The sequence below is a fragment of the Clavibacter sp. CT19 genome, assembly GCF_027858075.1.
Taxonomy (GTDB): domain Bacteria; phylum Actinomycetota; class Actinomycetes; order Actinomycetales; family Microbacteriaceae; genus Clavibacter; species Clavibacter tessellarius_A.
Genome location: NZ_JAQHYR010000012.1, coordinates 16,474 through 42,907 on the forward strand (window position 1 = coordinate 16,474; position 26,434 = coordinate 42,907).

The following is a 26,434-nucleotide window of genomic DNA, read 5'->3' on the forward strand; positions in this document are numbered from 1 at the left end:
CACGGACGCGTCGTCGGCGCGGGTGCGGGCCGTCCCGGATCGGCGGCGCGGGGACGACGGAGGGCCCCCGTCGTCGACGGGGGCCCTCGGCGTCATGCCGGCGTGCGCTGCACGCCGCGCGGTTCTAGCGTCCGCTGGAGACGCGGCGGTGCGTGCGCGCACGACCGCCGGCCGCGGCGCCGCCGGAGGCCGCGGGGCGGTCCTGGCGGGGACGCGCGGTGCCGACGGACGAGCCGCCGCCGAAGCCCTCGGAGGAGGTGCTGAAGGTGCGGGGCGTGCCGCCGCCGCGCTGTCCGCCCGAGGCGGCGCCGTCGCGACGACCGGACGCGGCGCCCTCACGGCGACCGCCGCCGACGGGCGCGCCGTCGCGGGCCGCGCGCTTGCGCTGCGCGTTGGCGCCCTGCGAGCGTCCGGCGCCGTTGGCGCGGCCGCCCTGCGACTGGCGCTGGGTGGTCTCGCGGACCGACTTCGTCTCGCGGGGCGCGGGCTTCACGTACGCCGCGACGGCGCCCGTCAGCTCGGCCACGGCGGGGGAGGACTCGGTGACCTGCTGCGGCGTGACGTGGATGTCGGCCTTGCGCATCAGGAGCTGCACGTCCTTGCGCTGCGCCGGCAGCATGATCGTGACGACGTCGCCCGCGGAGCCCGCGCGCGCCGTGCGGCCCGAGCGGTGCAGGTACGCCTTGTGCTCGGCCGGCGGGTCGACGTGGATCACGAGCTCGATGTCGTCGACGTGCACGCCGCGCGCCGCGACGTCGGTGGCCACGAGGACCTTGACGTCGCCCGCGGAGAACGCCGCGAGGTTGCGGTCGCGGGCGACCTGCGAGAGGTTGCCGTGCAGGTCCACCGACGGGATGCCCGCGTCGGTGAGCTGCTTCGCGAGCTTCTTCGCGTGGTGCTTCGTGCGCATGAAGAGGATGCGGCGGCCGGAGCCGGACGCGAGCTTCTGCACGAGGAGGCGCTTGGCCTCGACGTCGGTCGCCTCGAACACGTGGTGCGTCATGGCCGCGACGGGCGAGTTCGCCTCGTCGACGGAGTGCAGCACCTGGTCGTGCAGGTAGCGGCGCACGAGCTTGTCCACGCCGTTGTCGAGCGTGGCGGAGAACAGCATGCGCTGGCCGGTGTTCGGGGTCTTGTCGAGGATCCGCGTCACGACGGGCAGGAAGCCCAGGTCGGCCATGTGGTCGGCCTCGTCGAGGACGGTGATCTCCACGGCGTCGAGGTTCACGAAGCCCTGCTTCATGAGGTCCTCGAGGCGGCCGGGGCAGGCCACGACCACGTCGACGCCGGCCTTGAGGGCCGCGACCTGGCGCTGCTGCGAGACGCCGCCGAAGATCGTCGTGGTGGTGAGGTTGTACGCCTCCGCGAGCGGCGCCATGGCGGCCGTGATCTGCGTGGCGAGCTCGCGGGTCGGCGCGAGGATGAGGCCGAGCGGGCGGCCCGGGCGACGACGGCCGCCGGCGAGACCGCCGCCGAGGCGCGCGATCATCGGGATGGCGAACGCCAGCGTCTTGCCGGAGCCCGTCTTGCCGCGGCCGAGCACGTCGCGGCCGTTCAGGGTGTCGGGGAGCGTGTCGACCTGGATGGGGAACGGCGTCGTGATGCCGTTCGCCGTGAGGGCCTGGACGAGGGGTGCGGGCACGCCGAGCGCGCCGAAGGTGTCAGTGGACATGCGGGGGAGTTGCCTTCCAGGCAGGGGTCCGCCCCGGTGTGCGTTCTCGGGATGTGCGATGACGCACGGAAGCGGAGGATGGCGAAGGCGCCGATGGGCGCATCCGTTCGCCAAAAGAAAGATGTCACTCGACCCCGTCGGCCTGTGCGGCGATCTGATCGGGGCGAGGAGGGAACGCGTTCTCTCGACGCAGGGAGCACGATGGTGTGCTCGCAAGTCCTCCCACCGTAGCAGGTCAGCTCGGGGAGAAGCCCATCTCGCCCACGGGCACCTCGAATCCGAGCACGTTCCCGGCGGGCGCGAGGGGGCAGGCCCACTCGGGGTCGTAGGCGCAGGAGGGGTTGTAGGCGAAGTTGAGGTCGACCACGATCGAACCGGGCGCACCCGGGCCGAGGTCGGATCCCTTCACCGTGTCGAGCAGGTACCGGCCGCCCCCGTAGGTGCCGCCCTCGCGCCGGTGCGAGGCGTCCTTCACCGGCAGGTGCAGGCCGCCGCCGTAGCTGGCGAGGCGCCAGACGTCGAGGGTGCCGGCCTCACGTCCGTCGGCCGCGGGGAGGTGCACGGATCCGAGCAGCTCGAACGGGACGACGCCGTCGGTGCCCGTCTCGACCTCGTGGCGCTCCTCGCCGCGGTCGTCGTGGATCTCCAGCTCGAACCGCCACGCCGGGTCGTAGTCCGCCACGTCGAGACGGTCGAAGTCCGCGCGGTGCTCGGGGAGGAGCGGCGTCGCCGGGTGGCTGCGGAACAGGTCGTCGCGCGTCCGCCGCCAGATCGCGTGCGCGGCCGCGGGATCCGTCTGCGCGACCCAGCGCACCTCCGCGTACATCTCGTGCGTGCGGCGGCGCCAGTCGGCGACGTGGAGGGCGGTCTCGGCGGAGGGCATGGGGACACCGTACGCGTCAGGCGCCGCGGGGCGCGGGGACGCGGTGCCGGACATCATCCGGAGGACAGCCCGCGTCGGGCGCTCGTCAGGCGGCGGATGAGTCGGCGCCGGCGTCGTCCGCCGTGGGCTCCCAGTCGTACGCCCACGTCGGCGCGAGCTGGCGCAGCCGGAACGCGCGCCACTGCCAGAAGGCCCAGAAGGTCGGCCACATGGCCGGGCCGAGGAGCCCAGCCTCGAACTCGAGCTGGTCGCGGAAGAGGGTCTTCACGCGGCCGTCGGCGTCCGGGCCCGCGGGATCCGCGGAGACGGCCATGCTGTGCCGCATGCTCGTGGGGATCGCCATGAGCCCGGAGATCCCGTGACCGTCGTCGCGCACGATGCGCACGCCCTCGACGCGCGGCTTCATGTCGCGCAGGCGGATGCTCTGGCGACCGGCCGTGAACGGCCCGGTCTGCATCGCGGCGACGTGCTCGCGGCCGTCCCAGCTCGAGGGGAAGCCGCCGTCCTCCACCGGCACGAAGTCCACGAGCGGGCCCGCGACCTCGCGCATCACGGTGGGCGAGTGGAGCGCGCGCCAGGCGGCGTCGGGATCGCAGTCGAGGATGGTCTTCAGCAGCACGCGCATGCCCCCAGTGTGCTCCGCGCGGCTGGGCGCGCCCGCCGCCCGGCCGCCGTGGGACAGGATGGGACGGACATGATCAGGTACTGGGTGGGCGTCGTCTCGCGCGACCGCGTGCTCGACGGCCTGGACCTCGGCATCGCGCAGGTCAACCGCGGCGCCCGCGAACCCGTCGAGCGACTCGGCGAGGCCGACGGCTTCGTCTACTACTCGCCGCGCGAGTCGTACCCCGACGGGCAGCTCCTCCGCTCCTTCACGGCGATCGGCCGGGTCGCCGACGCCGCGCCGTACCAGGGCCGCGTCGGCGAGTGGCGGCCGTGGCGGCGCCGGATGGAGTGGGACCTCGGCGCGGTCGACGCGCCCATCCGCCCGCTCGTCCCCGTGCTCGACTTCACGCGCGACTCGCTCGAGTGGGGCCGGAAGCTCGCGCCGGGGCTGCTCGAGATCACGCGCGACGACTTCGAGGTGATCCGGCAGGCCATGCGCCGCGGGGCGCCCGAGCCGTCGCGCCGCGTCATCCGCGGAGGGTCCGGGCCGTGGACGCCCGTAGCATCGGATCGTGACCTCCTCCGCTGACGCCGCGCACCCGGACCCGGACCCGTCGACGCAGGCCCGCTACCAGGTGCGGCTCGACGGCGGCGTGGCCGGCGCCCGCCGCATCGCGACCGGCGCCGACGTCATCGTCTGGGTCGACGCCCTGCCGTCCGTCCCGCCGCCCACCGCCGCCCGGCGCGACGAGGTCCTCGCGACCATGCCCGCGCGCCCGGCCGTCGTGAGCGCCGGGCTCGCCGACGCCCCCGCCGTCGCCGACTGGATCCTCGCCCTCCAGACCGCGCTCGGCCGCCGCGCGTACGTGGCCGTGGTGGCCGCGGGCGCGGTGGAGGCCGACGGGTCCTGGCGCGCCTGCGCCGAGGACCAGCTCGCCGCGGGCGCCGTGGTCGACGCGCTCGCCGCCCTCGGGATCGACGCGACGTCGCCCGAGGCCGCCGTCGCGTGCGCGGCGTACCAGCAGCTCCGACCGGCCGTCGGGCACCTCGTGACCGCGAGCGTCTCCGCCCGCCGCCTCGACGCCGCCGGACACGACGGGGCGGTCGCCGAGGCGCTCGCCGCGGGTCCCGCCGACGTGGTCGTGCACCGCCTCCACCGCGACGCCTGACCCACCGCGACGCCTGATCCGCCGAGCCGCCGCGACGCCCGACCCGCCCTGGCCGGATTGCGACGCCGTCCCCGCCTGCGGGAACAGGCTCCCGGTCGCGCGTGTTCCCCTGTTCCAGGCGCCGCCGCCCGCGCGACGCACGCATCGTCAGGAAAGGCACCCCATGAAGGCACTGCTGAACGGCGTCACCGTCGCCGAGGCTCCCAAGGACGACCTCATCGAGATCGAGGGCAACTGGTACTTCCCGCCCCAGAGCGTCGACATGTCGCTCCTCGCGGAGACCGCCACCCCGTACCACTGCCCGTGGAAGGGCGACACGCAGTACTACTCCGTGAAGGACGGCGACACCGTCCTGCAGGACCGCGCCTGGTCGTACCCGACGCCCATCCCCTCCTCGTTCGACCGCGTGGGCCGCGACTACAGCGGCTACCTCGCGTTCTGGAAGGAGGTCCGCGTCGGCGAGTGACGCGGATCGGTCACGACGGCTCGGGGGCTCCGGCTCCCGGGCCGTCGTCGCGTCCGCGGACGGGCACGGGCGCGGCGGGGGTCGCGGTCCGCAGGGGCGCCACGCGGGCCGGGATCCCCGTCCGCCGCTCCCGCAGCTGCCGCGCGCGGTGGGCGCGCACCTTCGCGCGGTTGCCGCAGCGCCGCATCGAGCACCAGCGGCGGGTGCCCGAACGGGTCGTGTCGAGGTAGAGCACCGTGCAGTCGTCGGCCGAGCAGCGGTGGATGCGCTCGGATCCCGCCCCGAACACCGCCACCGCGTCGCGCGCGGCGGACGCGAGCGCCTGCGCGGGGCGGGCGAGCGCCCGGCCGGCCTGGCGGGATCCGCCGCCGAGCGCCGGCGGGAGGTCGGGCGTCGCCGCGTACAGGTTGAGCACGTCGACATCGCGCGGCGCGGGCTCCCGGCCGTCGGCGAGGGCCGCCGCGATGTCGCCGATCGCCTGCCGGAGGGTGCGCGCGTCCGCGAGGTCGCGCTCGCCCGGCTCTGAGACGGGCGCCAGGTGCTCGCTCAGCCAGGCGCCGAGCGCGGCCGCGTCGGGCAGCGTCTCGCGCGGCTCCGGATCCCCGAGCGCCCCCGTGTAGGCGAGGTCGAGGCTCACGGCGCCCGTGTCGAGGAACCAGCGCAGGCCGTCCGGGTCGTCGATCCACTGCCCGGTCGGCCGCTCGGATCCGGGCGCCCGGCTCACGCGGCGCCCTCGCGGTGCGCGGAGGCCGCCGAGGACCCCGACGGCACCTCGCGCTTGGTCCACGCGATGAGGTGCGCCCGGTCGAAGCGCTTCGAGCACAGCCCGCAGGCGAGCGGCCGGGTCGGCTTCCGGTAGCGGAAGTGCGCGTGGCCGGCCGGGCACGCGCCCACCCACGGCGCGAGCTCCTCGGCGACGGCGCCCGAGTGCAGCCGCGATCCCTCGTAGCCGAGCTCCGCGGCCACCTTCTTCCACCTCGGGCCATGCCCGGCGCGGGATCCGGCCAGCGCGTGCGCGACCTCGTGCAGCAGCACCTGGTGGATCTCGTCGTCCTCGAAGCGCCCCGCGAGGTGCCGCGACACCGTGATGCGCTTGTCGCCGTAGTGGCAGGCGCCGGCCCGCGTGCGGGCGTGGTCGAACGCGAAGGACCAGGAGGGGTCGAGGTGCAGCGCGATCAGGGCCTCGGCCCAGATGCGCACGCGGGCGAGATCAGCCACGGCCGGCCGCCGTCGGCCGGGGGAGGAGGGGGCCCATCACGCGGGCTGGGCGGCGATGCGCTCCTTGGCGACGTCGATCGCGAGCGCCGAGCTCTCGAGCTGGTCGCTGGGCAGGCCCTCGCGGGTGCGGAGCGTGTACGCGTCCTCGAAGTCGCTGAGCGCGAGGCGGTAGTCGCCGCGGTCGAAGTGCACCTTGCCGCGGTGCTGGAGCGCGAAGGCCTCCAGCGCGTACCACTCGTGCGCGCGGGCCTCGTCGACGCAGCCGCCGAGGTCCTGGAGCGCGATGTCGAGCTTGCCCTGGTACTGCTGCACCTGGGCGCGGCGGATGCGGCAGGCGAGCAGCGTCTCCCGGTCGCCCGTGAAGCGCGCCTGGCGGACCGCGGCGTTCGCCATGTCCCACGCCTCGTCGAGCCGGCTGAGCATGCGCAGGAGCGCCACCTTCTCGGTGATCGCGGAGAGGCTGCGGAGGTTCTCCAGCTCGTCCAGGCGCTCGCCGGCCGCCCGCAGGTCCACCTTCTCCCGGAGGGTGTCCCTGTCGTAGCCGATGATGATCGCGGTGCCTGTCACGAGGAAGAGATTATCCCGCCTGGATCGGCATGAGCTCGACCCGGAGCAGCTTGTCGTCGCCCTCGCGCGGCGTCCCGCGGCCGTCGGTGTTGTTCGTGAGCATGCGCAGCGAGCCGTCGGGTGCGGCCTGCACGTCGCGGATCCGGCCGAACTCGCGCGTGTAGAACTCGGTCACGCGGTCGTCGGGGATGGGGTCGGTGACGACGGCGCCGGGCCGGATGACCCAGAGGCGCTGGCCGCCGAGGCCCGCCATGAAGATCGTGTCGCCCGCGACCGCGATGCCGCTCGGGCTCGCGTCGTCGGTCCTCCACTGGTGCACGGGGTCGACGTACCCGTCGTCCGCGGCGTCGTCCGTCGCGCCCTCCACGACCGGCCAGCCGTAGTTCCCGCCGGGCCGGATGAGGTTCAGCTCGTCCCAGGTGTCCTGCCCGAACTCCGCGGACCAGAGGTTGCCCTCGGCGTCCCACGCGATCCCCTGCGGGTTCCGGTGCCCGAGCGAGTAGACGGGCGAGCCGGGCGTCGGGTTGTCGGGCGCGCCCTGCCCGTCGGGCGTGAGGCGGAGGATCTTGCCGGCGAGCGAGATCGGGTCCTGCGCGGCGTCGCGGAGGTTCGCGTCGCCCGTGGTCGCGTAGAGCATGCCGTCGGGACCGAACGCGATGCGGCCGCCGTTGTGGTTCGCGTCGCGCGGGATCCCCGTGACGACGTCCTCGGCCGGCCCGAGCCCGAGCGATCCGGGCTCGCCCGTGACGTCCATGCGCACGATGCGGTTGTCGACGGCGCTGGTCAGGTACGCGTAGAGCTGCGTGGCGCCCTCGGCCTCGCGCACCGCGATCCCGAGCAGCCCGCCCTCGCCGAGCGGACCCACGCCCGCGACCGTGCCGGCCGTGCGCGTGGTCCCGTCGCCGAGCACCTCGACGATCCGGGCCGTGTCCCGCTCGCTGACGAGCAGCGCGCCCGACGGCAGCTCCGCGGTCGACCACGGCGACACGAGGCCCGTCGTGATCGCCGTCGGGGTGCCGGAGGGGGCGACGCCGGCGCTCGCCGCGTCCGTGCTCGTGGGGGAGGGCGACGGCGGCTCGGTCGCGCGCACGTCCACGGGCGAGCCGTCGTCGGTGGTGCAGCCCGTGAGCGCGACGAGGGCGGCGAGCCCGAGCGCGGCGAGGCGCGCCGGGCGGGTGCGGGAGCGGCGGTTCATGGGACTCCGGTGGATCGGCGGGCGACGTCGCCCGGGTGACCGGTCAGGGCCTCGTCTGGAAGACGCTGCGGGCGGGGGAGGGGGACGGCACGGCGGTGGCGTCGGTGACGACGGACGCGCCCGCGATGAAGTCGGCGAGCTCGCGGCCCTCGACGACCTTGGCGGGGTGCGGCCCGCCCGCGAGCAGGCGCGGGACGAAGTCGAACGGGAGCGGCGTGGCCGACGCCGCGAACACGACGTTGCCGAAGCGGCGGCCCTTGAGCACCTGCGTCTCGGCGAGCGCGGCGACGTGCGGCAGCACGTCCCGGATGGTCGCCGCCTGCCCGCGCGCGAACGCGAGGCCGTGGCCGTCGGCGACGTTGACGGTCATGATCCCGCCGGGCGCGAGGAACGACGCCGCCTCCGCGTGGAACTCGCGGCTCGTGATGTGGGCGGGCGTGCGGGCGCCGCTGAACACGTCCGTCACGACGAGGTCGACGGATCCGCGGAGGCCCTGCGGCAGCCGCCCCAGCACGTCGCGCGCGTCGCCGTAGCGGAGCCGGATGGAGGCCTTCCGCGACCACGGCAGGTGCTCGCGCACCAGGTCGACGAGGTCCTGCTCCAGCTCGATGACCTGCTGGCGGGATCCGGGCCGGGTGGCCTCGACGTACCGCGGGATGGTGAGGGCGCCGGCGCCGAGGTGCAGCGCCGTGATGGGCTGGCCGGGGTCGCCGAGCAGGTCGATGACGTGCCCCATGCGCTGCACGTACTCGAAGAACAGCTCACCCGGGTCGTCCATGTTCACGTGCGACTGGGGCGTGCCGTCGACCACGAGCTGGTACGCGCCCGGCACGAACCGGTCGGGCTCGATGACGGCCCGGTGCCCGCTCAGGGACAGGACGGTCGACGGGTGCTCGGGCATCTCCTCAGCCTAGGCGCAGGCCCCGGGCGTCGACCGGGCGGCCCGGCGTCCCGTCACCAGCCGCGCGCCCGCCAGCCGGCGAGGGATCCGCGCTCGGCGCCGAGCGTCGTCGCGTCGCCGTGGCCGGGGTGCACGATCGCGTCGTCGGGGAAGCGGGCGAACAGGCGCGCCTCCACGTCGTCCATCAGCTGCCGGAAGCGATCCGCGTCGCCCTGCGTGTTCCCGACCCCGCCCGGGAAGAGCGAGTCGCCCGTGAAGAGGTGCGTGCTGCCGTCGCCCGGCTCGAGGACGAGCGCGACGCTCCCCGGGGTGTGTCCGCGGAGGGCGACGACGCGGAGCGCGACGCCGCCGAACGCGACCTCGTCGCCGTCCGTGAGGCGCCGGTCCGCGTCGACCGGCAGGTCGCCCGCGTCCGCCGCGCCCACGGCGCTGGTCGCGTCGGTCGCGTCGAGCACGGCCGCCAGCGCGCCGTGGTGATCCGCGTGGCCGTGGGTCGTGACGACGACCGCGAGCCGGCCGACGGGATCCGGCTCCGCCACGAGCGCCAGCAGCCGGTCGACGTCGGCCGCCGCGTCGACGAGCAGGCGCTCGCCGGAGTCGAGGTCGGTGAGGAGGTACGCGTCGTTGTCCATCGGCCCGACGGAGGCCTTCCGGATCTCCACGTCGCCCGCCCGGTGCACGTGCGAGGGGCCGCCGGGGGTCACGTGCCAGGGGGAGCTCATGCCCCGACGCTACGCGTGCCGGGACGCCCGGCGAGAGGGCGACCGGACGTTATACACCGAGACACGCCGAGGATGCAAGATTCCGCTGGACATGGCGCGTCGCGACCCGTATGGTGATCCTTTGCGCTCCCACTCCCTTTTGCCTTCATATTGCGGTCGGTCATCGTGTGCGCTCGGGTCCATCCCGAGCCCCACCCGCGAGGTGTGGCGAGCAACTCCATCAGGATCGGCACGGGTCACCACCCGGGTCGGTCTCGGCGTATCGACGACATCGGAGCCCGACGGGGCCCACGGAGGTAATTTCCTTGGCTGCTGCGCGCAACGCAACTCCCACTCCCAAGAACGGTCGCGACGCATCGCGGCTCTCGTTCGCGAAGATCACTGACACCCTCACCGTCCCCGACCTGCTCGCGCTGCAGACCGAGAGCTTCGACTGGCTCGTCGGCTCGGACGCGTGGAAGCGCCGGGTCGAGGAGGGCACCGCGCAGGGTCGCACCGACCTGGCCCTCAACTCCGGCCTCGAGGAGATCTTCGAGGAGATCTCCCCCATCGAGGACCTGGGCGAGACCATGCAGCTCGGGTTCACGAACCCGTACCTCGAGGAGCAGAAGTACTCCATCGACGAGTGCAAGGAGCGGGGCAAGACCTACTCCGCCCCCCTCTACGTCGAGGCCGAGTTCATGAACCACCTCACGGGTGAGATCAAGACCCAGACGGTCTTCATGGGCGACTTCCCCCTCATGACGGAGAAGGGCACGTTCATCATCAACGGCACCGAGCGTGTCGTCGTGTCCCAGCTCGTCCGCTCGCCCGGCGTGTACTTCGAGCGCCAGCAGGAGAAGACCTCCGACAAGGACATCTACTCCGCCCGCGTCATCCCGTCCCGCGGAGCCTGGCTCGAGTTCGAGATCGACAAGCGCGACCAGGTCGGTGTCCGCATCGACCGCAAGCGCAAGCAGTCGGTCACCGTGTTCCTGAAGGCCCTCGGCCTCACCAGCGAGCAGATCCTCGAGGAGTTCAAGGGCGTCGCGTCCATCGAGCTCACGCTCGAGAAGGACTCCATCCTCACCAAGGAGGAGGCCCTCAAGGACATCTACCGCAAGCTCCGTCCGGGCGAGCAGGTCGCCGCCGAGGCCGCCCGCGCGCTGCTCGACAACTTCTACTTCAACCCGAAGCGCTACGACCTGGCGAAGGTGGGTCGCTACAAGATCAACCGCAAGCTCGGCATCGACAAGCAGCTCACCGACTCGGTGCTGACGGTCGAGGACATCCTCGCGACCATCAAGTACCTCGTCTCGCTGCACGCCAACGAGACGAAGATGAACGGCACCCGCGACGGCAAGCCCGTCGAGCTCCGCCTCGACGTGGACGACATCGACCACTTCGGCAACCGCCGCATCCGCGCGGTCGGCGAGCTCATCCAGAACCAGGTGCGCACCGGCCTGTCCCGCATGGAGCGCGTCGTCCGCGAGCGCATGACCACGCAGGACATCGAGGCCATCACGCCGCAGACCCTGATCAACGTGCGCCCCGTCGTCGCCGCGATCAAGGAGTTCTTCGGCACGAGCCAGCTGTCGCAGTTCATGGACCAGAACAACCCGCTCGCGGGTCTCACCCACAAGCGCCGCCTCTCGGCGCTCGGCCCGGGTGGTCTGTCCCGTGAGCGCGCCGGCGTCGAGGTCCGCGACGTCCACCCGTCGCACTACGGCCGCATGTGCCCCATCGAGACCCCGGAAGGCCCGAACATCGGCCTGATCGGCTCGCTGGCGTCGTTCGCCCGCATCAACTCGTTCGGCTTCATCGAGACCCCGTACCGTCGCGTCGTCGACGGCGTGGTCACCGACACGATCGACTACCTCACGGCCAGCGAGGAGGACGAGTTCCTCGTCGCCCAGGCCAACGCGCCCCTCACGAAGGACTTCCGCTTCGCGGAGGACCGCGTCCTCGTCCGTCCCAAGGGCGGTGAGGTGGAGCTCGTCGCGAAGGAGAACGTCCACTACATGGACGTCTCCCCGCGCCAGATGGTGTCGGTCGCGACCTCGCTCATCCCGTTCCTCGAGCACGACGACGCGAACCGGGCCCTCATGGGCGCGAACATGCAGCGTCAGGCCGTCCCGCTGCTGCGCAGCGAGAGCCCGCTCGTCGGCACCGGCATGGAGGGCTACGCGGCGATCGACGCCGGCGACGTCCTCACCGCCGACGCCGCGGGTGTCGTCCAGGAGGTGTCGGCCGAGGTCGTCACCATCCAGCTCGACGCGGGCGGCACGCAGACCTACTACCTGCGCAAGTTCGACCGCTCCAACCAGGGCACGAGCTACAACCACCGCGTCCTGGTCTCGGCCGGCGACCGCATCGAGGCCGGCGAGGTCATCGCCGACGGCCCCGCCACGGAGAACGGCGAGCTCGCGCTCGGCAAGAACCTGCTCGTCGCGTTCATGCCGTGGGAGGGCCACAACTTCGAGGACGCCATCATCCTGAGCCAGAACCTGGTCAAGGACGACACCCTCTCCTCCATCCACATCGAGGAGTACGAGGTCGACGCGCGCGACACCAAGCTCGGCAAGGAGGAGATCACCCGCGACCTCCCCAACGTCAGCCCGGAGCTGCTCGCCGACCTCGACGAGCGCGGCATCATCCGCATCGGCGCCGAGGTCCGCCCCGGCGACATCCTCGTGGGCAAGGTCACGCCGAAGGGCGAGACCGAGCTCAGCGCCGAGGAGCGCCTGCTGCGCGCGATCTTCAACGAGAAGAGCCGCGAGGTCCGCGACACGTCCCTGAAGGTGCCCCACGGCGAGCAGGGCACGATCATCGGCGTCAAGGTCTTCGACTCGCAGGACGGCGACGACGAGCTCGGCTCGGGCGTCAACCAGCGCGTCGTGGTGTTCATCGCGCAGAAGCGCAAGATCACCGAGGGCGACAAGCTCGCCGGCCGTCACGGCAACAAGGGCGTCATCTCCAAGATCCTGCCGGTCGAGGACATGCCGTTCCTCGCCGACGGGACCCCGGTCGACGTCATCCTCAACCCGCTCGGCATCCCCGGCCGCATGAACTTCGGCCAGGTCCTGGAGACCCACCTCGGGTGGATCGCCAAGCAGGGCTGGGAGGTCGAGGGCAAGCCGAAGTGGGCCGAGCGCCTGCCCGACCACGCGCGCCAGGCCCCGGCCGGCACGAAGGTCGCCACCCCGGTGTTCGACGGAGCGCTCGAGGAGGAGATCGCCGGCCTGCTCGACTCGACGACGGTCACCCGCGACGGCGACCGCCTCATCGGGTCCAGCGGCAAGACGCGCCTGTTCGACGGCCGCTCCGGCGAGCCGTTCCCCGAGCCCGTCTCGGTCGGCTACATGTACATCCTGAAGCTGCACCACCTGGTGGACGACAAGATCCACGCGCGCTCGACGGGTCCCTACTCGATGATCACGCAGCAGCCCCTGGGCGGTAAGGCCCAGTTCGGCGGCCAGCGGTTCGGCGAGATGGAGGTGTGGGCGCTCGAGGCATACGGAGCGGCCTACGCGCTCCAGGAGCTCCTCACCATCAAGTCGGACGACATCCTCGGCCGCGTGAAGGTGTACGAGGCCATCGTCAAGGGCGAGAACATCCAGGAACCGGGTATCCCCGAGTCCTTCAAGGTCCTGATCAAGGAGATGCAGTCCCTCTGCCTGAACGTCGAGGTCCTCTCGGCGGACGGCCAGGCGGTCAGCCTGCGCGACACGGATGACGAGGTCTTCCGCGCGGCGGAGGAGCTCGGCATCAACATCTCCACCCGCTTCGAGTCGTCCAGCATCGACGACATCTAAGCCCGACACGACTTTCGACTCGAAGCTTTCCAAGGAGAGAAGGAAAATTGCTCGACGTAACAACTTTCGATGAGCTGCGGATCGGCCTGGCCACGGCCGACGACATCCGCCGCTGGTCGCACGGTGAGGTCAAGAAGCCCGAGACCATCAACTACCGCACGCTGAAGCCCGAGAAGGACGGCCTCTTCGGAGAGCAGATCTTCGGACCCAGCCGCGACTGGGAGTGCTCCTGCGGCAAGTACAAGCGGGTGCGCTTCAAGGGCATCGTCTGCGAGCGCTGCGGCGTCGAGGTCACCAAGTCCGCGGTCCGCCGCGAGCGCATGGGCCACATCGAGCTCGCCGCGCCCGTCACGCACATCTGGTACTTCAAGGGCGTCCCGTCGCGCCTCGGCTACCTGCTCGACATGGCGCCGAAGGACCTCGAGAAGGTCATCTACTTCGCCGCCTACATGGTGATCAGCGTGGACGAGGATGCTCGCCACGAGGACATGCCCGGCCTCGAGAACGAGCTCCGGCTCGAGATCAAGACCCTGCAGGACCAGCGCGACAGCCAGATCGCGGAGCGCCTCGGGCGCCTCGAGACCGACCTGGCCGCGCTGGAGGCCGAGGGCGCCAAGAGCGACCAGAAGCGCCGCGCGAAGGACGGCGCCGAGAAGGAGATGGGTCAGACGCGCAAGGCGTTCGACGAGGACATCTCCCGCCTCGAGCGCGTCTGGGAGGAGTTCCGCAGCCTCAAGGTCGGCGAGCTCAAGCCCGAGGACGCCGTCTTCCACGAGCTGCAGGACCGCTTCGGCATCTACTTCGAGGCCCACATGGGCGCCGAGGCGATCCAGAAGCGCCTGGAGGCCTTCGACCTCGAGGCCGAGGGGGAGCTGCTCCGCGAGCAGATCGCCACCGGCAAGGGCCAGAAGAAGATCCGCGCCATCAAGCGCCTGCGCGTCGTCAGCTCCTTCCTCGCCACCGGCAACTCGCCGGCCGCGATGGTGCTGCAGGTCGTCCCGGTCATCCCGCCGGAGCTGCGCCCGATGGTGCAGCTCGACGGCGGACGCTTCGCGACCAGCGACCTGAACGACCTCTACCGCCGCGTCATCAACCGCAACAACCGCCTCCGTCGTCTGCTGGATCTCGGCGCCCCCGAGATCATCGTGAACAACGAGAAGCGCATGCTGCAGGAGGCCGTCGACGCGCTGTTCGACAACGGCCGCCGCGGTCGTCCCGTCACGGGCACCGGCAACCGCGCGCTCAAGTCCCTCAGCGACATGCTGAAGGGCAAGCAGGGCCGGTTCCGCCAGAACCTGCTCGGCAAGCGCGTGGACTACTCGGGCCGCTCGGTCATCATCGTCGGACCGCAGCTCAAGCTGCACCAGTGCGGTCTGCCCAAGCAGATGGCGCTCGAGCTGTTCAAGCCGTTCGTCATCAAGCGCCTGATCGACCTGAGCCACGCCCAGAACATCAAGGCCGCCAAGCGCATGGTCGAGCGCAGCCGCGGACAGGTCTGGGACGTGCTCGAGGAGATCATCCGCGAGCGCCCCGTGCTGCTCAACCGCGCGCCCACGCTCCACCGCCTGGGCATCCAGGCGTTCGAGCCCCAGCTCGTGGAGGGCAAGGCCATCCAGCTGCACCCGCTCGTCTGCGCCGCGTTCAACGCGGACTTCGACGGCGACCAGATGGCCGTCCACCTGCCCCTGTCGGTCGAGGCCCAGGCCGAGGCGCGCATCCTGATGCTCGCCTCGAACAACATCCTCAAGCCGTCGGACGGACGCCCGGTCACCCTGCCCACGCAGGACATGATCATCGGCCTGCACCACCTGACCACCCTCAAGGAGGGCGTCGCCGGTGAGGGTCGCGCGTTCAGCTCGGTGGCCGAGGCCATCCTGGCGAAGGACCAGCTCTCGCTGGACCTCAACGCCAAGGTGCGCATCCGCCTGCACGACCTCTACTTCGCCGAGGGCGAGACGCCCGAGGGCGTCGAGCTCGACGAGAAGGGCAAGACGGTCGGTCCCGTGCTGCTCGAGACCACCCTCGGTCGCGCGCTGTTCAACGAGACCCTGCCGGTCGACTACCCCTACATCGAGGCCGTCGCCGACAAGGGCAAGCTCTCCGAGATCGTCAACGACCTCGCGGAGCGCTACCCCAAGGTCGAGGTCGCCGCGGCGCTCGACCGGATCAAGGACGCGGGCTTCTACTGGGCCACGCGCTCCGGCGTCACGGTCGCGCTCTCCGACGTGCTGACCCCGCCCACCAAGGCGGCCATCCTGTCGGGCTACGAGAAGCAGGCCGCCAAGGTCCAGGGCCAGTTCGAGAAGGGCCTCACGACGAACGCCGAGCGTCGTCAGGAGCTCATCGAGATCTGGAACAAGGCCACGGCCGAGGTCGCGAAGGCGATGGAGGACAACCTCCCCGCCGACAACAACATCAACCGCATGGTGTCCTCCGGGGCACGAGGCAACTGGATGCAGGTCCGCCAGATCGCCGGCATGCGCGGCCTCGTGTCGAACCCGAAGGGCGAGATCATCCCCCGCCCGATCGTCCACTCGTACCGCGAGGGCCTGACGGTGGCGGAGTACTTCATCTCCACCCACGGCGCCCGCAAGGGACTGGCCGACACCGCGCTGCGCACCGCCGACTCCGGGTACCTCACCCGTCGTCTGGTGGACGTGTCGCAGGACGTCATCATCCGCGAGGACGACTGCGGCACCGGCCGTGGCCTCGACCTGCCGATCGCCACCCCGGCGGCGGACGGCACGTCGGTCCGCGACTCCAACGTGGAGAACTCCGTGTACGCCCGCTCGCTGGCCGCCGACGCGGTCAACGAGGCCGGCGAGGTCGTCGCCCCCGCGGGCAGCGACGTCGGCGACGTCATGATCGACCACCTGATCGCGGCCGGCGTGCACGAGATCAAGGTGCGCTCGGTCCTCACGTGCGAGTCCGCCGTCGGCGTGTGCGCGGCCTGCTACGGCCGCTCGCTCGCCACCGGCAAGCTCGTCGACATCGGTGAGGCCGTCGGCATCATCGCGGCCCAGTCGATCGGCGAGCCCGGCACGCAGCTCACGATGCGCACCTTCCACACCGGTGGTGTGGCATCGGCGGACGACATCACGCAGGGTCTGCCCCGCGTGCAGGAGCTCTTCGAGGCACGCACCCCCAAGGGTGCGTCGCCCATCGCGGAGGCCGCCGGTCGCATCACGATCGAGGACACGGATCGCAGCCGCAAGGTGATCCTGACCCCGGACAACGGCGACGAGCCGCACATCTACCCGGTGCTCAAGCGCGCGACCCTCCTCGTCGAGGACGGCCAGCACGTCGAGCTCGGGCAGCAGCTGCACGTCGGCGCCATCGACCCGAAGGAGGTCCTCCGGGTCAAGGGCGTGCGCGAGGTGCAGAAGCACCTCGTGGGCGGTGTCCAGGGCGTCTACCGCTCGCAGGGCGTCCCGATCCACGACAAGCACATCGAGGTCATCGTGCGGCAGATGCTGCGCAAGGTCACGGTCGTCGAGCACGGCGACACCGACCTCCTCCCCGGTGAGCTGGTCGACCGGGCCCGCTACAACGAGGTCAACCGCGCCACGCTGACGGAGGGCAAGAAGACCGCCTCCGCCCGTCAGGAGGTCATGGGCATCACCAAGGCCTCGCTCGCGACCGAGTCGTGGCTGTCGGCCGCGTCCTTCCAGGAGACGACCCGCGTGCTCACGCAGGCCGCCATGGAGGGCAAGTCCGACCCGCTGATGGGCCTCAAGGAGAACGTCATCATCGGCAAGCTGATCCCGGCCGGCACGGGGCTCGCGAAGTACCGCGACGTCACCGTCACCGCGACGGAGGAGGCCAAGGCCGAGCGCTACCCGAACCGCATCTTCACGGATGAGTCGGTGTTCAACGAGTCCGACCTGAGCTTCGTCGACTTCGACAGCTTCAGCTCGGACGACTACACGCCCGGCACCTACAACTAGGACCGCCGGCGCGCGAGCGCACGATGAGAAGGGCCCCGCTCCGGCGGGGCCCTTCCTCGTCCCCGGCCCCTCTCCCGGCCGGCGATACAGTGGGGCGCGTACCGGCGGCCCCGCGCCGGGACCCGAGGAGGCGTCGTGCGGATGCTCGAGGACGTGGTCCTGGCCTGGCGCGCGCACGCCCTCCGCCACGCGACCGAGGCGGCCTCGTCGGCGACCGGGCCGTGCGGATCCTGCGCCGCGTGCGACGCGTCCGCGTTCGCCCAGCACGAGGCGATCCCCCGCGACGCCCCGCACTCCGCCATGCACCCGCTGCTGGCCGCCCTCGAGACGGCCCGCGCCGAGGCCGCCCAGGACGCACGCGAGCGCCTCTACCTCGACTCCCGCGGCCCCGTGTACCGCGACCATCCCTTCGGCATGCCCGCGTTCGTCGACTACGGCGAGCACCACGCGGAGATCCAGCAGGCGGTCGACGCCGCCCTCGCACGCGAGCTGGCGCCTCTCGCGCCCGTCATCCGCCAGGCCCTCGACCGCATCGTGAACCTGCGGCTCGAGGAGCTCGAGGGCGAGATCGGCCCTGTGGGGGAAGGCGACGGCACGGATCCCGAGCCGCTCTTCTGACGGGCGGGTGCGTCGCCGCGCCGACCGGGCGTCATCCGCCGACATGGGAATACCGACGTGGCGTCGGCGTTGAGACCATGGCGGACGGCGCTCCCCGGCAGACCCGGGCATCCCGCCGCCGCTTCCGCATCCCGCACGCGCCGATCCCCCGCGGATCCGCCGAGAACGCAAGGACCCCCATGACCCTCCGCTCCCGCCTCCGTCCCGCACTCGCCCTCACGGGCCTCGTCGCCGTCGCCGCCCTCGGCCTCGCCGGCTGCGCCTCGGGCGACGCGGGCACGGGCGGCGGCACGGGCACCTCCGGCACGCCGGCAGCCGCCTCGAGCCTCTCCGACGTGAAGGCCGCGGGCGAGCTGGTCATCGGCACCGAGGGCACCTACTCGCCGTTCTCCTTCCACGAGGGATCCGGCTCCGGCGCGCTCTCCGGCTACGACGTCGAGGTCGCCACGGCGGTCGCGGGGAAGCTCGGCGTGAAGCCGGTCTTCGAGGAGACCCAGTTCGACGGGATCTTCGCCGGCCTCGAGTCCGGCCGCTGGGACGTCATCGCGAACCAGATCTCCATCACCGACGACCGGAAGAAGGCCTACGACTTCTCCGAGCCGTACACGGTGTCGCCGGGCGTGATCATCGTGAAGGGCTCGGACTCCGGCATCTCCTCGTTCACCGACCTCGCCGGCAAGACCACCGCGCAGTCGCTCACCAGCAACTGGAACGAGCTCGCCACGAAGAGCGGCGCCAAGGTGGAGGCCGTCGAGGGCTTCGCGCAGGCCGTCGCGCTCCTCCAGCAGGGCCGGGTCGACGCGACGATCAACGACCGCCTCACGCTCCTCGACTACCAGAAGCAGCAGGGCGCCTCCGACCTGCAGGTCGCCGCCGAGACCGACGACCCGTCGCTCAGCGCGCTCGTCTTCCGCAAGGGCAGCGACGACCTCGTCACCGCGGTCGACCAGGCCCTCGCCGACCTGCGCGCCGACGGCACGCTCGCGCAGATCTCCGAGAAGTACTTCGGCGCGGACGTCTCCCAGTAGCCGCCCGCGTACGCTGACGGTCGAGGACGGGACGAGGGGGACGCATGTCGAGGGAGTGGGAGCTGATCCTGTCGTCCTTCGGGCCGCTCGCGCTCGAGACGATCCGCGGCACCATCCCGCTCGCGCTCGTCACGTTCGTCCTCGGGCTCGTGATCGCGCTGGGCATCGCGCTGATGCGCCTCTACGGCAACCGCGTGGTCTCCGCGATCGCCCGGTTCTACATCTCCGTCGTGCGGGGCACGCCGCTGCTGGTGCAGCTCTTCGTCATCTTCTACGGCCTCCCGGCCATCGGCGTCGTGCTGCCGCCGTGGCCGAGCGCGGTCATCGCCCTGTCGGTGAACGTCGGCGGGTACGCCGCCGAGATCATCCGGGCGTCGATCCTCTCCGTGCCCCGCGGGCAGTGGGAGGCGGGCCACACCATCGGCATGTCCCGGGCCATGACGCTGCGGCGCGTCATCGTGCCGCAGGCCGCGCGTGTGTCCGTGCCGCCGCTGTCGAACACCTTCATCAGCCTCGTGAAGGACACGTCCCTCACCTCGACCATCCTCGTGACCGAGCTCTTCCGGCAGTCGCAGCAGATCGCGGCCGTCACGGGCGAGTTCATGATCCTCTACCTCGAGGCCGCGCTGATCTACTGGCTCGTCTGCCTCGTGCTGTCGTTCGCGCAGACCCGCCTCGAGAGGAGGCTCGACCGGTATGTCGCCCACTGATCCCGCGCCCGTGGCGCCCCGTGCGCCCGGAGAGCCCGTCCTCACCGTCCGGGGGCTCCGCAAGTCGTTCGGCGACAACGAGGTCCTCCGCTCCATCGACCTCGAGGTGCGCCGCGGCGGCGTGACCGCGCTCATCGGCCCGAGCGGATCCGGCAAGACCACCGTCCTCCGCTCGCTCAACGGCCTCGAGGTGCCCGAGGCCGGCGTCGTCGAGGTGGCGGCCGCCGACGCCGACTCGCGCGCCGGCACCACGGGCCCGCTCCGCGTGGACTTCGGCGCGAAGCCGCGGAACCGCGAGCTCCTCGCCCTCCGCGACCGCTCCGCGATGGTCTTCCAGCAGTACAACCTGTTCCCGCACCGGACGGTGCTGGAGAACGTCATCGAGGGTCCTGTCCACGTGCAGCGCCGGCCCGTGGCCGAGGCGACGCGCGAGGCGGAGGAGCTGCTCGCGCGCGTCGGCCTCGCCGACAAACGCGACCAGCACCCGTTCCAGCTCTCCGGCGGCCAGCAGCAGCGCGTGGGCATCGTGCGCGCGCTCGCGCTGCGGCCGCAGATCCTGCTCTTCGACGAGCCGACGTCCGCGCTCGACCCGGAGCTCGTGGGCGAGGTGCTGAGCGTGATCAAGGAGCTCGCCGACGAGTCCTGGACGATGGTGATCGTGACGCACGAGCTCGCGTTCGCCCGGCAGGTCGCGGACGAGGTCGTCTTCATGGACGGCGGGGTCGTGGTCGAGCGCGGGCATCCGTCGCAGCTGCTCCAGCACCCGGCCGAGGAGCGCACGCGGCGCTTCCTCCAGCGCCTCCTCGAGCCGTTCTAGGCCCCCTGTCCGTTCTGGCCGATCCCCGGCACGCCGCCCGGGTGCGCGGCCCGCGCCGAGGTAGGTTCGTGCCATGACCGACGACAGGCCCGCCCCGCACCGACAGCCCGACGAGGCCGACCAGCCGCGGGACGCCCGCCCCGCCGACGAGTCGACGGCCGCCGCCTTCGACGACGGCCCCGCCGACCGCACGGTCGACGACGCCCGCGCCGACAACACCTCGACCTTCGACGAGACGGCCTTCGCCGCCCCGGTCGACGAGGACCACGAGTCCCGCGAGGCACGCGAGCGCGAGTCCCGCGAGGCGGAGGCCCGCATCGCCGAGGCCCGCGAGCGCGATGCCCGGGAGCGCGAGTCCCGCGAGGTCGAGGCGCGCGAGGCGGAGGCGCGCCAGCGCGACGTCGAGGAGCGGGAGCGCCGCGAGCGCGAGGCCCGCGAGGCCGACGCCCGCGAGCGCGACGAGCGCGACCGCCGGGCCCGCGACGAGGAGACGGCGCGCCAGTCGCAGCCCATCTACGTCCAGGCGCCGACCCCGCCGGAGAAGCGCGGCAACCGCGGCTTCGGCGTGCTCATCGCCGTCGTCGCCGGCATCCTCTTCGCCCTGCTCTTCTCGCTCGGCGCAGCGCTCCTCGGCTCGGTCCGCGACCCGAACGCGTTCGGCGACTCCTTCACGCGCTACATCTCGTCGCCCGTCTTCTACGTCCCGGCGATCGCGTTCCTCGTCCTGTTCGTCCTGTTGACGCTCCTCGTGAACCGCGGCGGCTGGTGGGCGTTCGTCCTCGGCGGCCTGCCGATGGCGATCCTCGTCTACGTCGCCTACGTCGCGACGCGCCTCCTGCAGAACGACGTGCTCGCCCTGGCGCCGTCCGAGCAGGCGCTCGTGCTGCAGCGCATCGTGACCTTCCCCGACGGGATCCTCGCGGGCCTGCTCGCGCGCGAGCTCATCACCTGGTTCGGCCTCGGCATCAGCGCCCGCGGTCGCCGCGTGAAGGCCAAGAACACCGAGGCGCGCGCCGAGTACGACCGCAAGCTGCAGGAGCAGCCGGACCACCGCTGACGCGTGACAGGCTGGGGGAGTGATCCCCCTCCTGGCCGCCGTGATGCACGTCGCGCTCGTCGTCTGCCTCTTCGGCTTCGTCGCCCTGTTCGGAGGCGACGACGTGATCCCCGAGCGGGATGCCGGCGTGCTGCTCGGCCCGGTCATGGTGGTCTCGGCCACCCTCGTCTTCGCCGGCGGGCTGATCCGCACGACGCGGGAGGCCGACCGCGAGCGCCGGATCCCGGCGGCCGGGGTGCTCGGCTGGGCTGCGGCGTCGTGGCTGGCCTACGGGATCCTCGGCGGCGCGCTCTACCTCCTCGGCGGGGCCGACGCGTTCGCGAGCCTCGCGTTCGCCGGGCGGCATCTGGTGGATCCGTTCGGGATCGCCGTGCTCGGGGTATCCGCGCTCCTCGGCCTCGGGGCCGTGGCCTTGGCCGCTCGGGGCCCCTCGTCCACCGTTTGACCGGCGAGTCGCGGAACTGTATCGTTGCGGGGGTGTGCGCTCAGGCGTGCGCTCGTGTCGTGCCGTGAAGTCGGGGCGCCCGAGCCGGCCATACGCGCACCGTCCAGGGTTCGGTCATTCGGCCGGCCCCCACGGCATACCCGCCGGCGCCTCCCACTCCCGTGGTCGGCGGACGCGCGGGTCCAGTTGAACTCGATCCCGTCCGCGGGCGTCGAATGCTGACCATCAACCCGCTGTCACCGTGCAGCATCGAGGAGTCCCGTAGTGCCAACCATCCAGCAGCTGGTCCGCAAGGGCCGCACGCCCAAGGTCGTCAAGACCAAGGCGCCCGCCCTGAAGGCCAACCCGCAGCAGCGCGGCGTCTGCACCCGCGTGTACACGACCACGCCGAAGAAGCCGAACTCGGCTCTCCGCAAGGTCGCCCGCGTCAAGCTCAGCAACGGCCAGGAGGTGACGGCCTACATCCCCGGTGAGGGCCACAACCTGCAGGAGCACTCCATGGTGCTCGTCCGCGGCGGTCGCGTGAAGGACCTCCCCGGCGTGCGCTACAAGATCGTCCGCGGCGCGCTCGACACCCAGGCCGTGAAGAACCGCAAGCAGGCTCGCAGCCGGTACGGCGCGAAGATGGAGAAGAAGTAATGCCTCGCAAGGGTCCCGCCCCCAAGCGCCCTGTCGTCGCAGATCCCGTCTACGGTGCGCCGATCGTCAGCCAGCTCGTCAACAAGATCCTGCTCGACGGCAAGAAGGGCCTCGCCGAGAAGATCGTGTACGACGCCCTCGCCGGCGTCGCCGCCAAGAACGGCCAGGACGCCGTCGTCACGCTGAAGAAGGCGCTCGACAACGTCCGTCCGGCCCTCGAGGTGCGTTCGCGCCGCGTGGGTGGCTCCACCTACCAGGTGCCGATCGAGGTCAAGCCGCACCGCGCGAACACCCTCGCGCTCCGCTGGCTCACGACGTACGCCAAGTCGCGTCGCGAGAAGACCATGACCGAGCGTCTCACCAACGAGATCCTCGACGCATCCAACGGCCTCGGTGCCGCGGTCAAGCGCCGCGAGGACACCCACAAGATGGCCGAGTCGAACAAGGCCTTCGCGCACTACCGCTGGTAGTCGTTCACCTCGTTCGACAGCACCACCAACCCCTTTCGGAGGAACCTGTGGCACAGGACGTGCTCACCGACCTGAACAAGGTCCGCAACATCGGCATCATGGCTCACATCGATGCCGGCAAGACCACCACCACCGAGCGCATCCTGTTCTACACGGGCATCACTCACAAGATCGGCGAGGTCCACGACGGCGCCGCCACGATGGACTGGATGGCCCAGGAGCAGGAGCGCGGCATCACGATCACGTCCGCCGCGACGACGTGCTTCTGGAACAAGAACCAGATCAACATCATCGACACCCCCGGGCACGTCGACTTCACCGTCGAGGTGGAGCGTTCGCTCCGCGTCCTCGACGGCGCGGTCGCCGTGTTCGACGGCAAGGAGGGCGTCGAGCCCCAGTCCGAGACGGTGTGGCGCCAGGCCGACAAGTACGACGTGCCGCGCATCTGCTTCGTCAACAAGATGGACAAGCTCGGTGCGGACTTCTACTTCACGGTCGACACCATCGTGAACCGCCTCGGCGCCAAGCCGCTGGTCATCCAGCTGCCCATCGGCGCCGAGAGCGGCTTCGAGGGCGTCATCGACCTGGTCGAGATGCGCGCGCTCACGTGGCGCGGCGACTCCAAGGGAGACGTCGAGCTCGGTGCGAAGTACGAGATCGAGGAGATCCCCGCGGACCTGAAGGACAAGGCGGACGAGTACCGGGCCAAGCTGCTCGAGACCGTCGCCGAGACCGACGACGCGCTGCTCGAGAAGTACTTCGGCGGCGAGGAGCTGACGGTGGCGGAGATCAAGGCCGCCATCCGCAAGCTCACCGTCAACAGCGAGATCTACCCCGTGCTGTGCGGCTCCGCGTTCAAGAACCGCGGCGTCCAGCCGATGCTCGACGCGGTGATCGACTACCTCCCCAGCCCGCTCGACGTGCCCCCCATGGAGGGCCACGACGTGCGCGACGAGGAGAAGATCATCATCCGCAAGCCCGACGCGACCGAGCCGTTCTCGGCTCTCGCGTTCAAGGTCGCGGTGCACCCGTTCTTCGGCCGCCTCACGTACGTCCGGGTCTACTCGGGCACCATCGCGGGCGGCTCGCAGGTCATCAACTCGACCAAGGGCAAGAAGGAGCGCATCGGCAAGATCTTCCAGATGCACTCCAACAAGGAGAACCCGGTCGACTCGGTCACCGCCGGTCACATCTACGCGGTCATCGGCCTCAAGGACACGACCACGGGCGACACGCTCTGCGACCCGAGCGAGCAGATCGTGCTCGAGTCCATGACGTTCCCCGAGCCCGTCATCGAGGTCGCGATCGAGCCGAAGACGAAGGCCGACCAGGAGAAGCTGGGTGTCGCCATCCAGAAGCTCGCCGAGGAGGACCCGACCTTCCGCACCGAGCAGAACCAGGAGACCGGTCAGACGGTCATCAAGGGCATGGGCGAGCTCCACCTCGACATCCTGGTCGACCGCATGAAGCGCGAGTTCAACGTCGAGGCGAACGTGGGCAAGCCGCAGGTCGCGTACCGCGAGACCATCCGCGGCACGGTCGACAAGCACGACTTCACCCACAAGAAGCAGACGGGTGGATCGGGCCAGTTCGCCAAGATCCAGATCAAGATCGAGCCCATGGAGGTGACCGCGGAGAAGACCTACGAGTTCGACAACAAGGTCACCGGCGGTCGCGTCCCGCGGGAGTACATCCCCTCGGTCGACGCGGGCATCCAGGACGCGCTCCAGGTCGGCGTCCTCGCCGGCTACCCGATGGTCGGCGTGAAGGCGACGCTGCTCGACGGCGCCGCGCACGACGTCGACTCCTCGGAGATGGCGTTCAAGATCGCCGGCTCGATGGCCTTCAAGGAGGCCGCGCGCAAGGCGAAGCCCGTGCTGCTCGAGCCGCTCATGGCCGTCGAGGTCCGCACGCCCGAGGAGTACATGGGCGACGTCATCGGCGACCTGAACTCGCGGCGCGGGCAGATCCAGGCGATGGAGGACGCCAGCGGTGTGAAGGTCATCACCGCGAACGTCCCCCTGTCGGAGATGTTCGGCTACGTCGGCGACCTGAGGAGCAAGACCTCGGGCCGCGCGGTGTACTCGATGAGCTTCGGCAGCTACGCCGAGGTCCCGAAGGCTGTCGCCGACGAGATCGTCCAGAAGAACAAGGGCGAGTAGCCCTCCAGTTCGAGCGGCATCCGCCGTTTCAGTACCATAAGCAAGATCTCCAACACGCAGGGCGTCCGGGAACACCGGACGCCCCGCAACCGAGTCCTGAGGAGGACCCACAGTGGGTAAGGCCAAGTTCGAGCGGACCAAGCCGCACGTCAACATCGGAACGATCGGTCACGTCGACCACGGCAAGACGACGCTGACGGCAGCGATCTCCAAGGTCCTGGCGGACAAGTACCCGTCGGCGACCAACGTGCAGCGCGACTTCGCGTCCATCGACTCCGCTCCCGAGGAGCGCCAGCGTGGCATCACGATCAACATCTCGCACGTCGAGTACGAGACGCCCAAGCGTCACTACGCTCACGTCGACGCCCCGGGTCACGCTGACTACATCAAGAACATGATCACGGGCGCGGCGCAGATGGACGGCGCGATCCTCGTGGTCGCCGCCACCGACGGCCCCATGGCCCAGACGCGCGAGCACGTGCTGCTCGCGAAGCAGGTCGGCGTGCCGTACCTGCTCGTCGCGCTCAACAAGTCCGACATGGTCGACGACGAGGAGATCCTCGAGCTCGTCGAGCTCGAGGTCCGCGAGCTGCTCTCCAGCCAGGACTTCGACGGCGACAACGCCCCCGTCGTCCAGGTCTCCGGCCTCAAGGCGCTCGAGGGCGACGAGAAGTGGGTCGAGCAGATCGTCAAGCTCATGGACGCGGTCGACGAGTCCATCCCGGAGCCCGTCCGCGACAAGGACAAGCCGTTCCTCATGCCCGTCGAGGACGTCTTCACGATCACCGGTCGTGGAACCGTCGTCACGGGTCGCGCCGAGCGCGGCACGCTGGCCATCAACTCGGACGTCGAGATCGTGGGCATCCGTCCCACCGTCAAGACCACCGTCACGGGCATCGAGATGTTCCACAAGCAGCTCGACGAGGCCTGGGCCGGCGAGAACTGCGGTCTCCTGCTCCGCGGCACCAAGCGCGAGGACGTCGAGCGCGGCCAGGTCATCGTCAAGCCGGGTTCGGTCACGCCGCACACCGACTTCGAGGGCACCGCGTACATCCTCTCCAAGGAGGAGGGCGGGCGTCACAACCCGTTCTACGCGAACTACCGCCCGCAGTTCTACTTCCGCACCACCGACGTCACCGGCGTCATCACGCTGCCCGAGGGCACCGAGATGGTCATGCCCGGCGACACCACCGACATGAACGTCGCGCTGATCCAGCCGATCGCCATGGAGGAGGGCCTCGGCTTCGCCATCCGCGAGGGTGGCCGCACCGTCGGCGCCGGCACGGTCACGAAGATCATCAAGTAGCACCCCGCACCACCAGCACCACCTCCGACAGGGTCGGGCCGT

At 71.1% G+C, this 26,434-nt stretch carries 24 protein-coding genes; 15 read left to right on the forward strand and 9 right to left on the reverse strand.

Annotation, left to right across the window (positions count from 1 at the left end; all coding sequences use genetic code 11):
- Positions 1-124 precede the first annotated feature (124 nt).
- From PED38_RS14235 to PED38_RS14245, 3 genes are all read right to left on the reverse strand, one after another.
- Complete coding sequence (locus PED38_RS14235; protein WP_063070766.1) at positions 125-1,672, reverse strand: DEAD/DEAH box helicase; 1,548 nt, start codon at positions 1,670-1,672, stop codon at positions 125-127.
- A 235-nt stretch (positions 1,673-1,907) separates the two neighbouring features.
- Positions 1,908-2,555 (reverse strand): DUF1684 domain-containing protein, encoded by a 648-nt coding sequence (locus PED38_RS14240; protein WP_063070775.1) that lies wholly within the window; start codon positions 2,553-2,555, stop codon positions 1,908-1,910.
- An 85-nt stretch (positions 2,556-2,640) separates the two neighbouring features.
- A complete protein-coding gene (locus tag PED38_RS14245) occupies positions 2,641-3,180 on the reverse strand; it encodes a hypothetical protein (protein WP_063070767.1) in 540 nt (179 codons plus the stop codon).
- Positions 3,181-3,249: 69 nt separating this feature from the next.
- Between PED38_RS14245 and PED38_RS14250 the strand changes: the two genes are divergently transcribed.
- From PED38_RS14250 to PED38_RS14260, 3 genes are all read left to right on the forward strand, one after another.
- Complete coding sequence (locus PED38_RS14250; protein WP_063070768.1) at positions 3,250-3,750, forward strand: EVE domain-containing protein; 501 nt, start codon at positions 3,250-3,252, stop codon at positions 3,748-3,750.
- Complete coding sequence (locus tag PED38_RS14255; protein WP_063070769.1) at positions 3,734-4,330, forward strand: 2-phosphosulfolactate phosphatase; 597 nt, start codon at positions 3,734-3,736, stop codon at positions 4,328-4,330. The genes PED38_RS14250 and PED38_RS14255 overlap by 17 nt, the downstream gene beginning before the upstream one ends.
- A gap of 163 nt (positions 4,331-4,493) precedes the next feature.
- Positions 4,494-4,796: a DUF427 domain-containing protein gene (locus tag PED38_RS14260; protein ID WP_063070770.1), complete on the forward strand. Its 303-nt coding sequence runs from the start codon at positions 4,494-4,496 to the stop codon at positions 4,794-4,796.
- Between the two features lie 10 nt (positions 4,797-4,806).
- Here PED38_RS14260 and PED38_RS14265 read toward each other — a convergent pair whose 3' ends face one another.
- Genes PED38_RS14265 through PED38_RS14290 form a run of 6 tightly spaced genes read right to left on the reverse strand, consistent with a single transcriptional unit; the run spans position 4,807 to position 9,399 of the window.
- On the reverse strand, positions 4,807-5,520 hold the full coding sequence (locus PED38_RS14265; RefSeq protein WP_063070771.1) for a CGNR zinc finger domain-containing protein: 714 nt from the start codon (positions 5,518-5,520) through the stop codon (positions 4,807-4,809).
- Positions 5,517-6,014 carry a SprT-like domain-containing protein gene (locus PED38_RS14270; RefSeq protein ID WP_063070772.1) on the reverse strand — a complete coding sequence of 166 codons (498 nt, stop codon included), beginning with the start codon at positions 6,012-6,014 and terminating at the stop codon, positions 5,517-5,519. The genes PED38_RS14265 and PED38_RS14270 overlap by 4 nt, the downstream gene beginning before the upstream one ends.
- A 36-nt stretch (positions 6,015-6,050) precedes the next feature.
- Positions 6,051-6,581, reverse strand: coding sequence for a hypothetical protein (locus PED38_RS14275; protein WP_270981770.1), 531 nt, complete (start codon positions 6,579-6,581; stop codon positions 6,051-6,053).
- A 10-nt stretch (positions 6,582-6,591) separates the two neighbouring features.
- The gene (locus PED38_RS14280) at positions 6,592-7,776 is read right to left on the reverse strand and encodes a PQQ-dependent sugar dehydrogenase (RefSeq protein WP_063070774.1); all 1,185 of its coding nucleotides are present in this window, start codon (positions 7,774-7,776) and stop codon (positions 6,592-6,594) included.
- Between the two features lie 43 nt (positions 7,777-7,819).
- On the reverse strand, positions 7,820-8,677 hold the full coding sequence (locus PED38_RS14285) for a spermidine synthase (RefSeq protein ID WP_063070776.1): 858 nt from the start codon (positions 8,675-8,677) through the stop codon (positions 7,820-7,822).
- Positions 8,678-8,730: 53 nt separating this feature from the next.
- Complete coding sequence (locus tag PED38_RS14290) at positions 8,731-9,399, reverse strand: MBL fold metallo-hydrolase (protein WP_270981771.1); 669 nt, start codon at positions 9,397-9,399, stop codon at positions 8,731-8,733.
- 305 nt (positions 9,400-9,704) lie between these two features.
- On the opposite strand from PED38_RS14290, the gene rpoB reads away from it, so the two are divergent.
- The 12 genes from rpoB (at position 9,705) to tuf (ending at position 26,392) form a co-directional block, all read left to right on the forward strand.
- A complete protein-coding gene (gene rpoB, locus PED38_RS14295) occupies positions 9,705-13,193 on the forward strand; it encodes a DNA-directed RNA polymerase subunit beta (protein WP_270981772.1) in 3,489 nt (1,162 codons plus the stop codon).
- 47 nt (positions 13,194-13,240) lie between these two features.
- The gene (locus PED38_RS14300) at positions 13,241-17,140 is read left to right on the forward strand and encodes a DNA-directed RNA polymerase subunit beta' (RefSeq protein WP_063070779.1); all 3,900 of its coding nucleotides are present in this window, start codon (positions 13,241-13,243) and stop codon (positions 17,138-17,140) included.
- Between the two features lie 141 nt (positions 17,141-17,281).
- Positions 17,282-17,758 (forward strand): hypothetical protein, encoded by a 477-nt coding sequence (locus PED38_RS14305; RefSeq protein ID WP_254654464.1) that lies wholly within the window; start codon positions 17,282-17,284, stop codon positions 17,756-17,758.
- A 179-nt stretch (positions 17,759-17,937) separates the two neighbouring features.
- Positions 17,938-18,786 (forward strand): amino acid ABC transporter substrate-binding protein, encoded by an 849-nt coding sequence (locus PED38_RS14310; RefSeq protein ID WP_063070781.1) that lies wholly within the window; start codon positions 17,938-17,940, stop codon positions 18,784-18,786.
- A gap of 44 nt (positions 18,787-18,830) precedes the next feature.
- Positions 18,831-19,496, forward strand: coding sequence for an amino acid ABC transporter permease (locus PED38_RS14315; RefSeq protein WP_063070782.1), 666 nt, complete (start codon positions 18,831-18,833; stop codon positions 19,494-19,496).
- Positions 19,483-20,313, forward strand: coding sequence for an amino acid ABC transporter ATP-binding protein (locus tag PED38_RS14320; protein ID WP_063070783.1), 831 nt, complete (start codon positions 19,483-19,485; stop codon positions 20,311-20,313). The genes PED38_RS14315 and PED38_RS14320 overlap by 14 nt, the downstream gene beginning before the upstream one ends.
- A gap of 73 nt (positions 20,314-20,386) precedes the next feature.
- Entirely contained in the window at positions 20,387-21,370 is a 984-nt protein-coding gene (locus PED38_RS14325) for a hypothetical protein (protein ID WP_063070784.1), read from the forward strand.
- A 19-nt stretch (positions 21,371-21,389) separates the two neighbouring features.
- A complete protein-coding gene (locus PED38_RS14330; RefSeq protein WP_270981773.1) occupies positions 21,390-21,815 on the forward strand; it encodes a DUF6121 family protein in 426 nt (141 codons plus the stop codon).
- A gap of 264 nt (positions 21,816-22,079) precedes the next feature.
- Positions 22,080-22,454 (forward strand): 30S ribosomal protein S12, encoded by a 375-nt coding sequence (gene rpsL, locus PED38_RS14335; protein WP_012039312.1) that lies wholly within the window; start codon positions 22,080-22,082, stop codon positions 22,452-22,454.
- On the forward strand, positions 22,454-22,924 hold the full coding sequence (gene rpsG / locus PED38_RS14340) for a 30S ribosomal protein S7 (protein WP_012039311.1): 471 nt from the start codon (positions 22,454-22,456) through the stop codon (positions 22,922-22,924). Before rpsL ends, rpsG begins: the two co-directional genes overlap by 1 nt.
- A gap of 47 nt (positions 22,925-22,971) precedes the next feature.
- Positions 22,972-25,086 (forward strand): elongation factor G, encoded by a 2,115-nt coding sequence (gene fusA / locus PED38_RS14345; protein ID WP_063070785.1) that lies wholly within the window; start codon positions 22,972-22,974, stop codon positions 25,084-25,086.
- Positions 25,087-25,198: 112 nt separating this feature from the next.
- Positions 25,199-26,392, forward strand: a complete 1,194-nt coding sequence (tuf, locus tag PED38_RS14350; protein ID WP_063070786.1) for an elongation factor Tu — start codon at positions 25,199-25,201, stop codon at positions 26,390-26,392.
- The last annotated feature ends 42 nt before the right edge of the window (positions 26,393-26,434 follow it).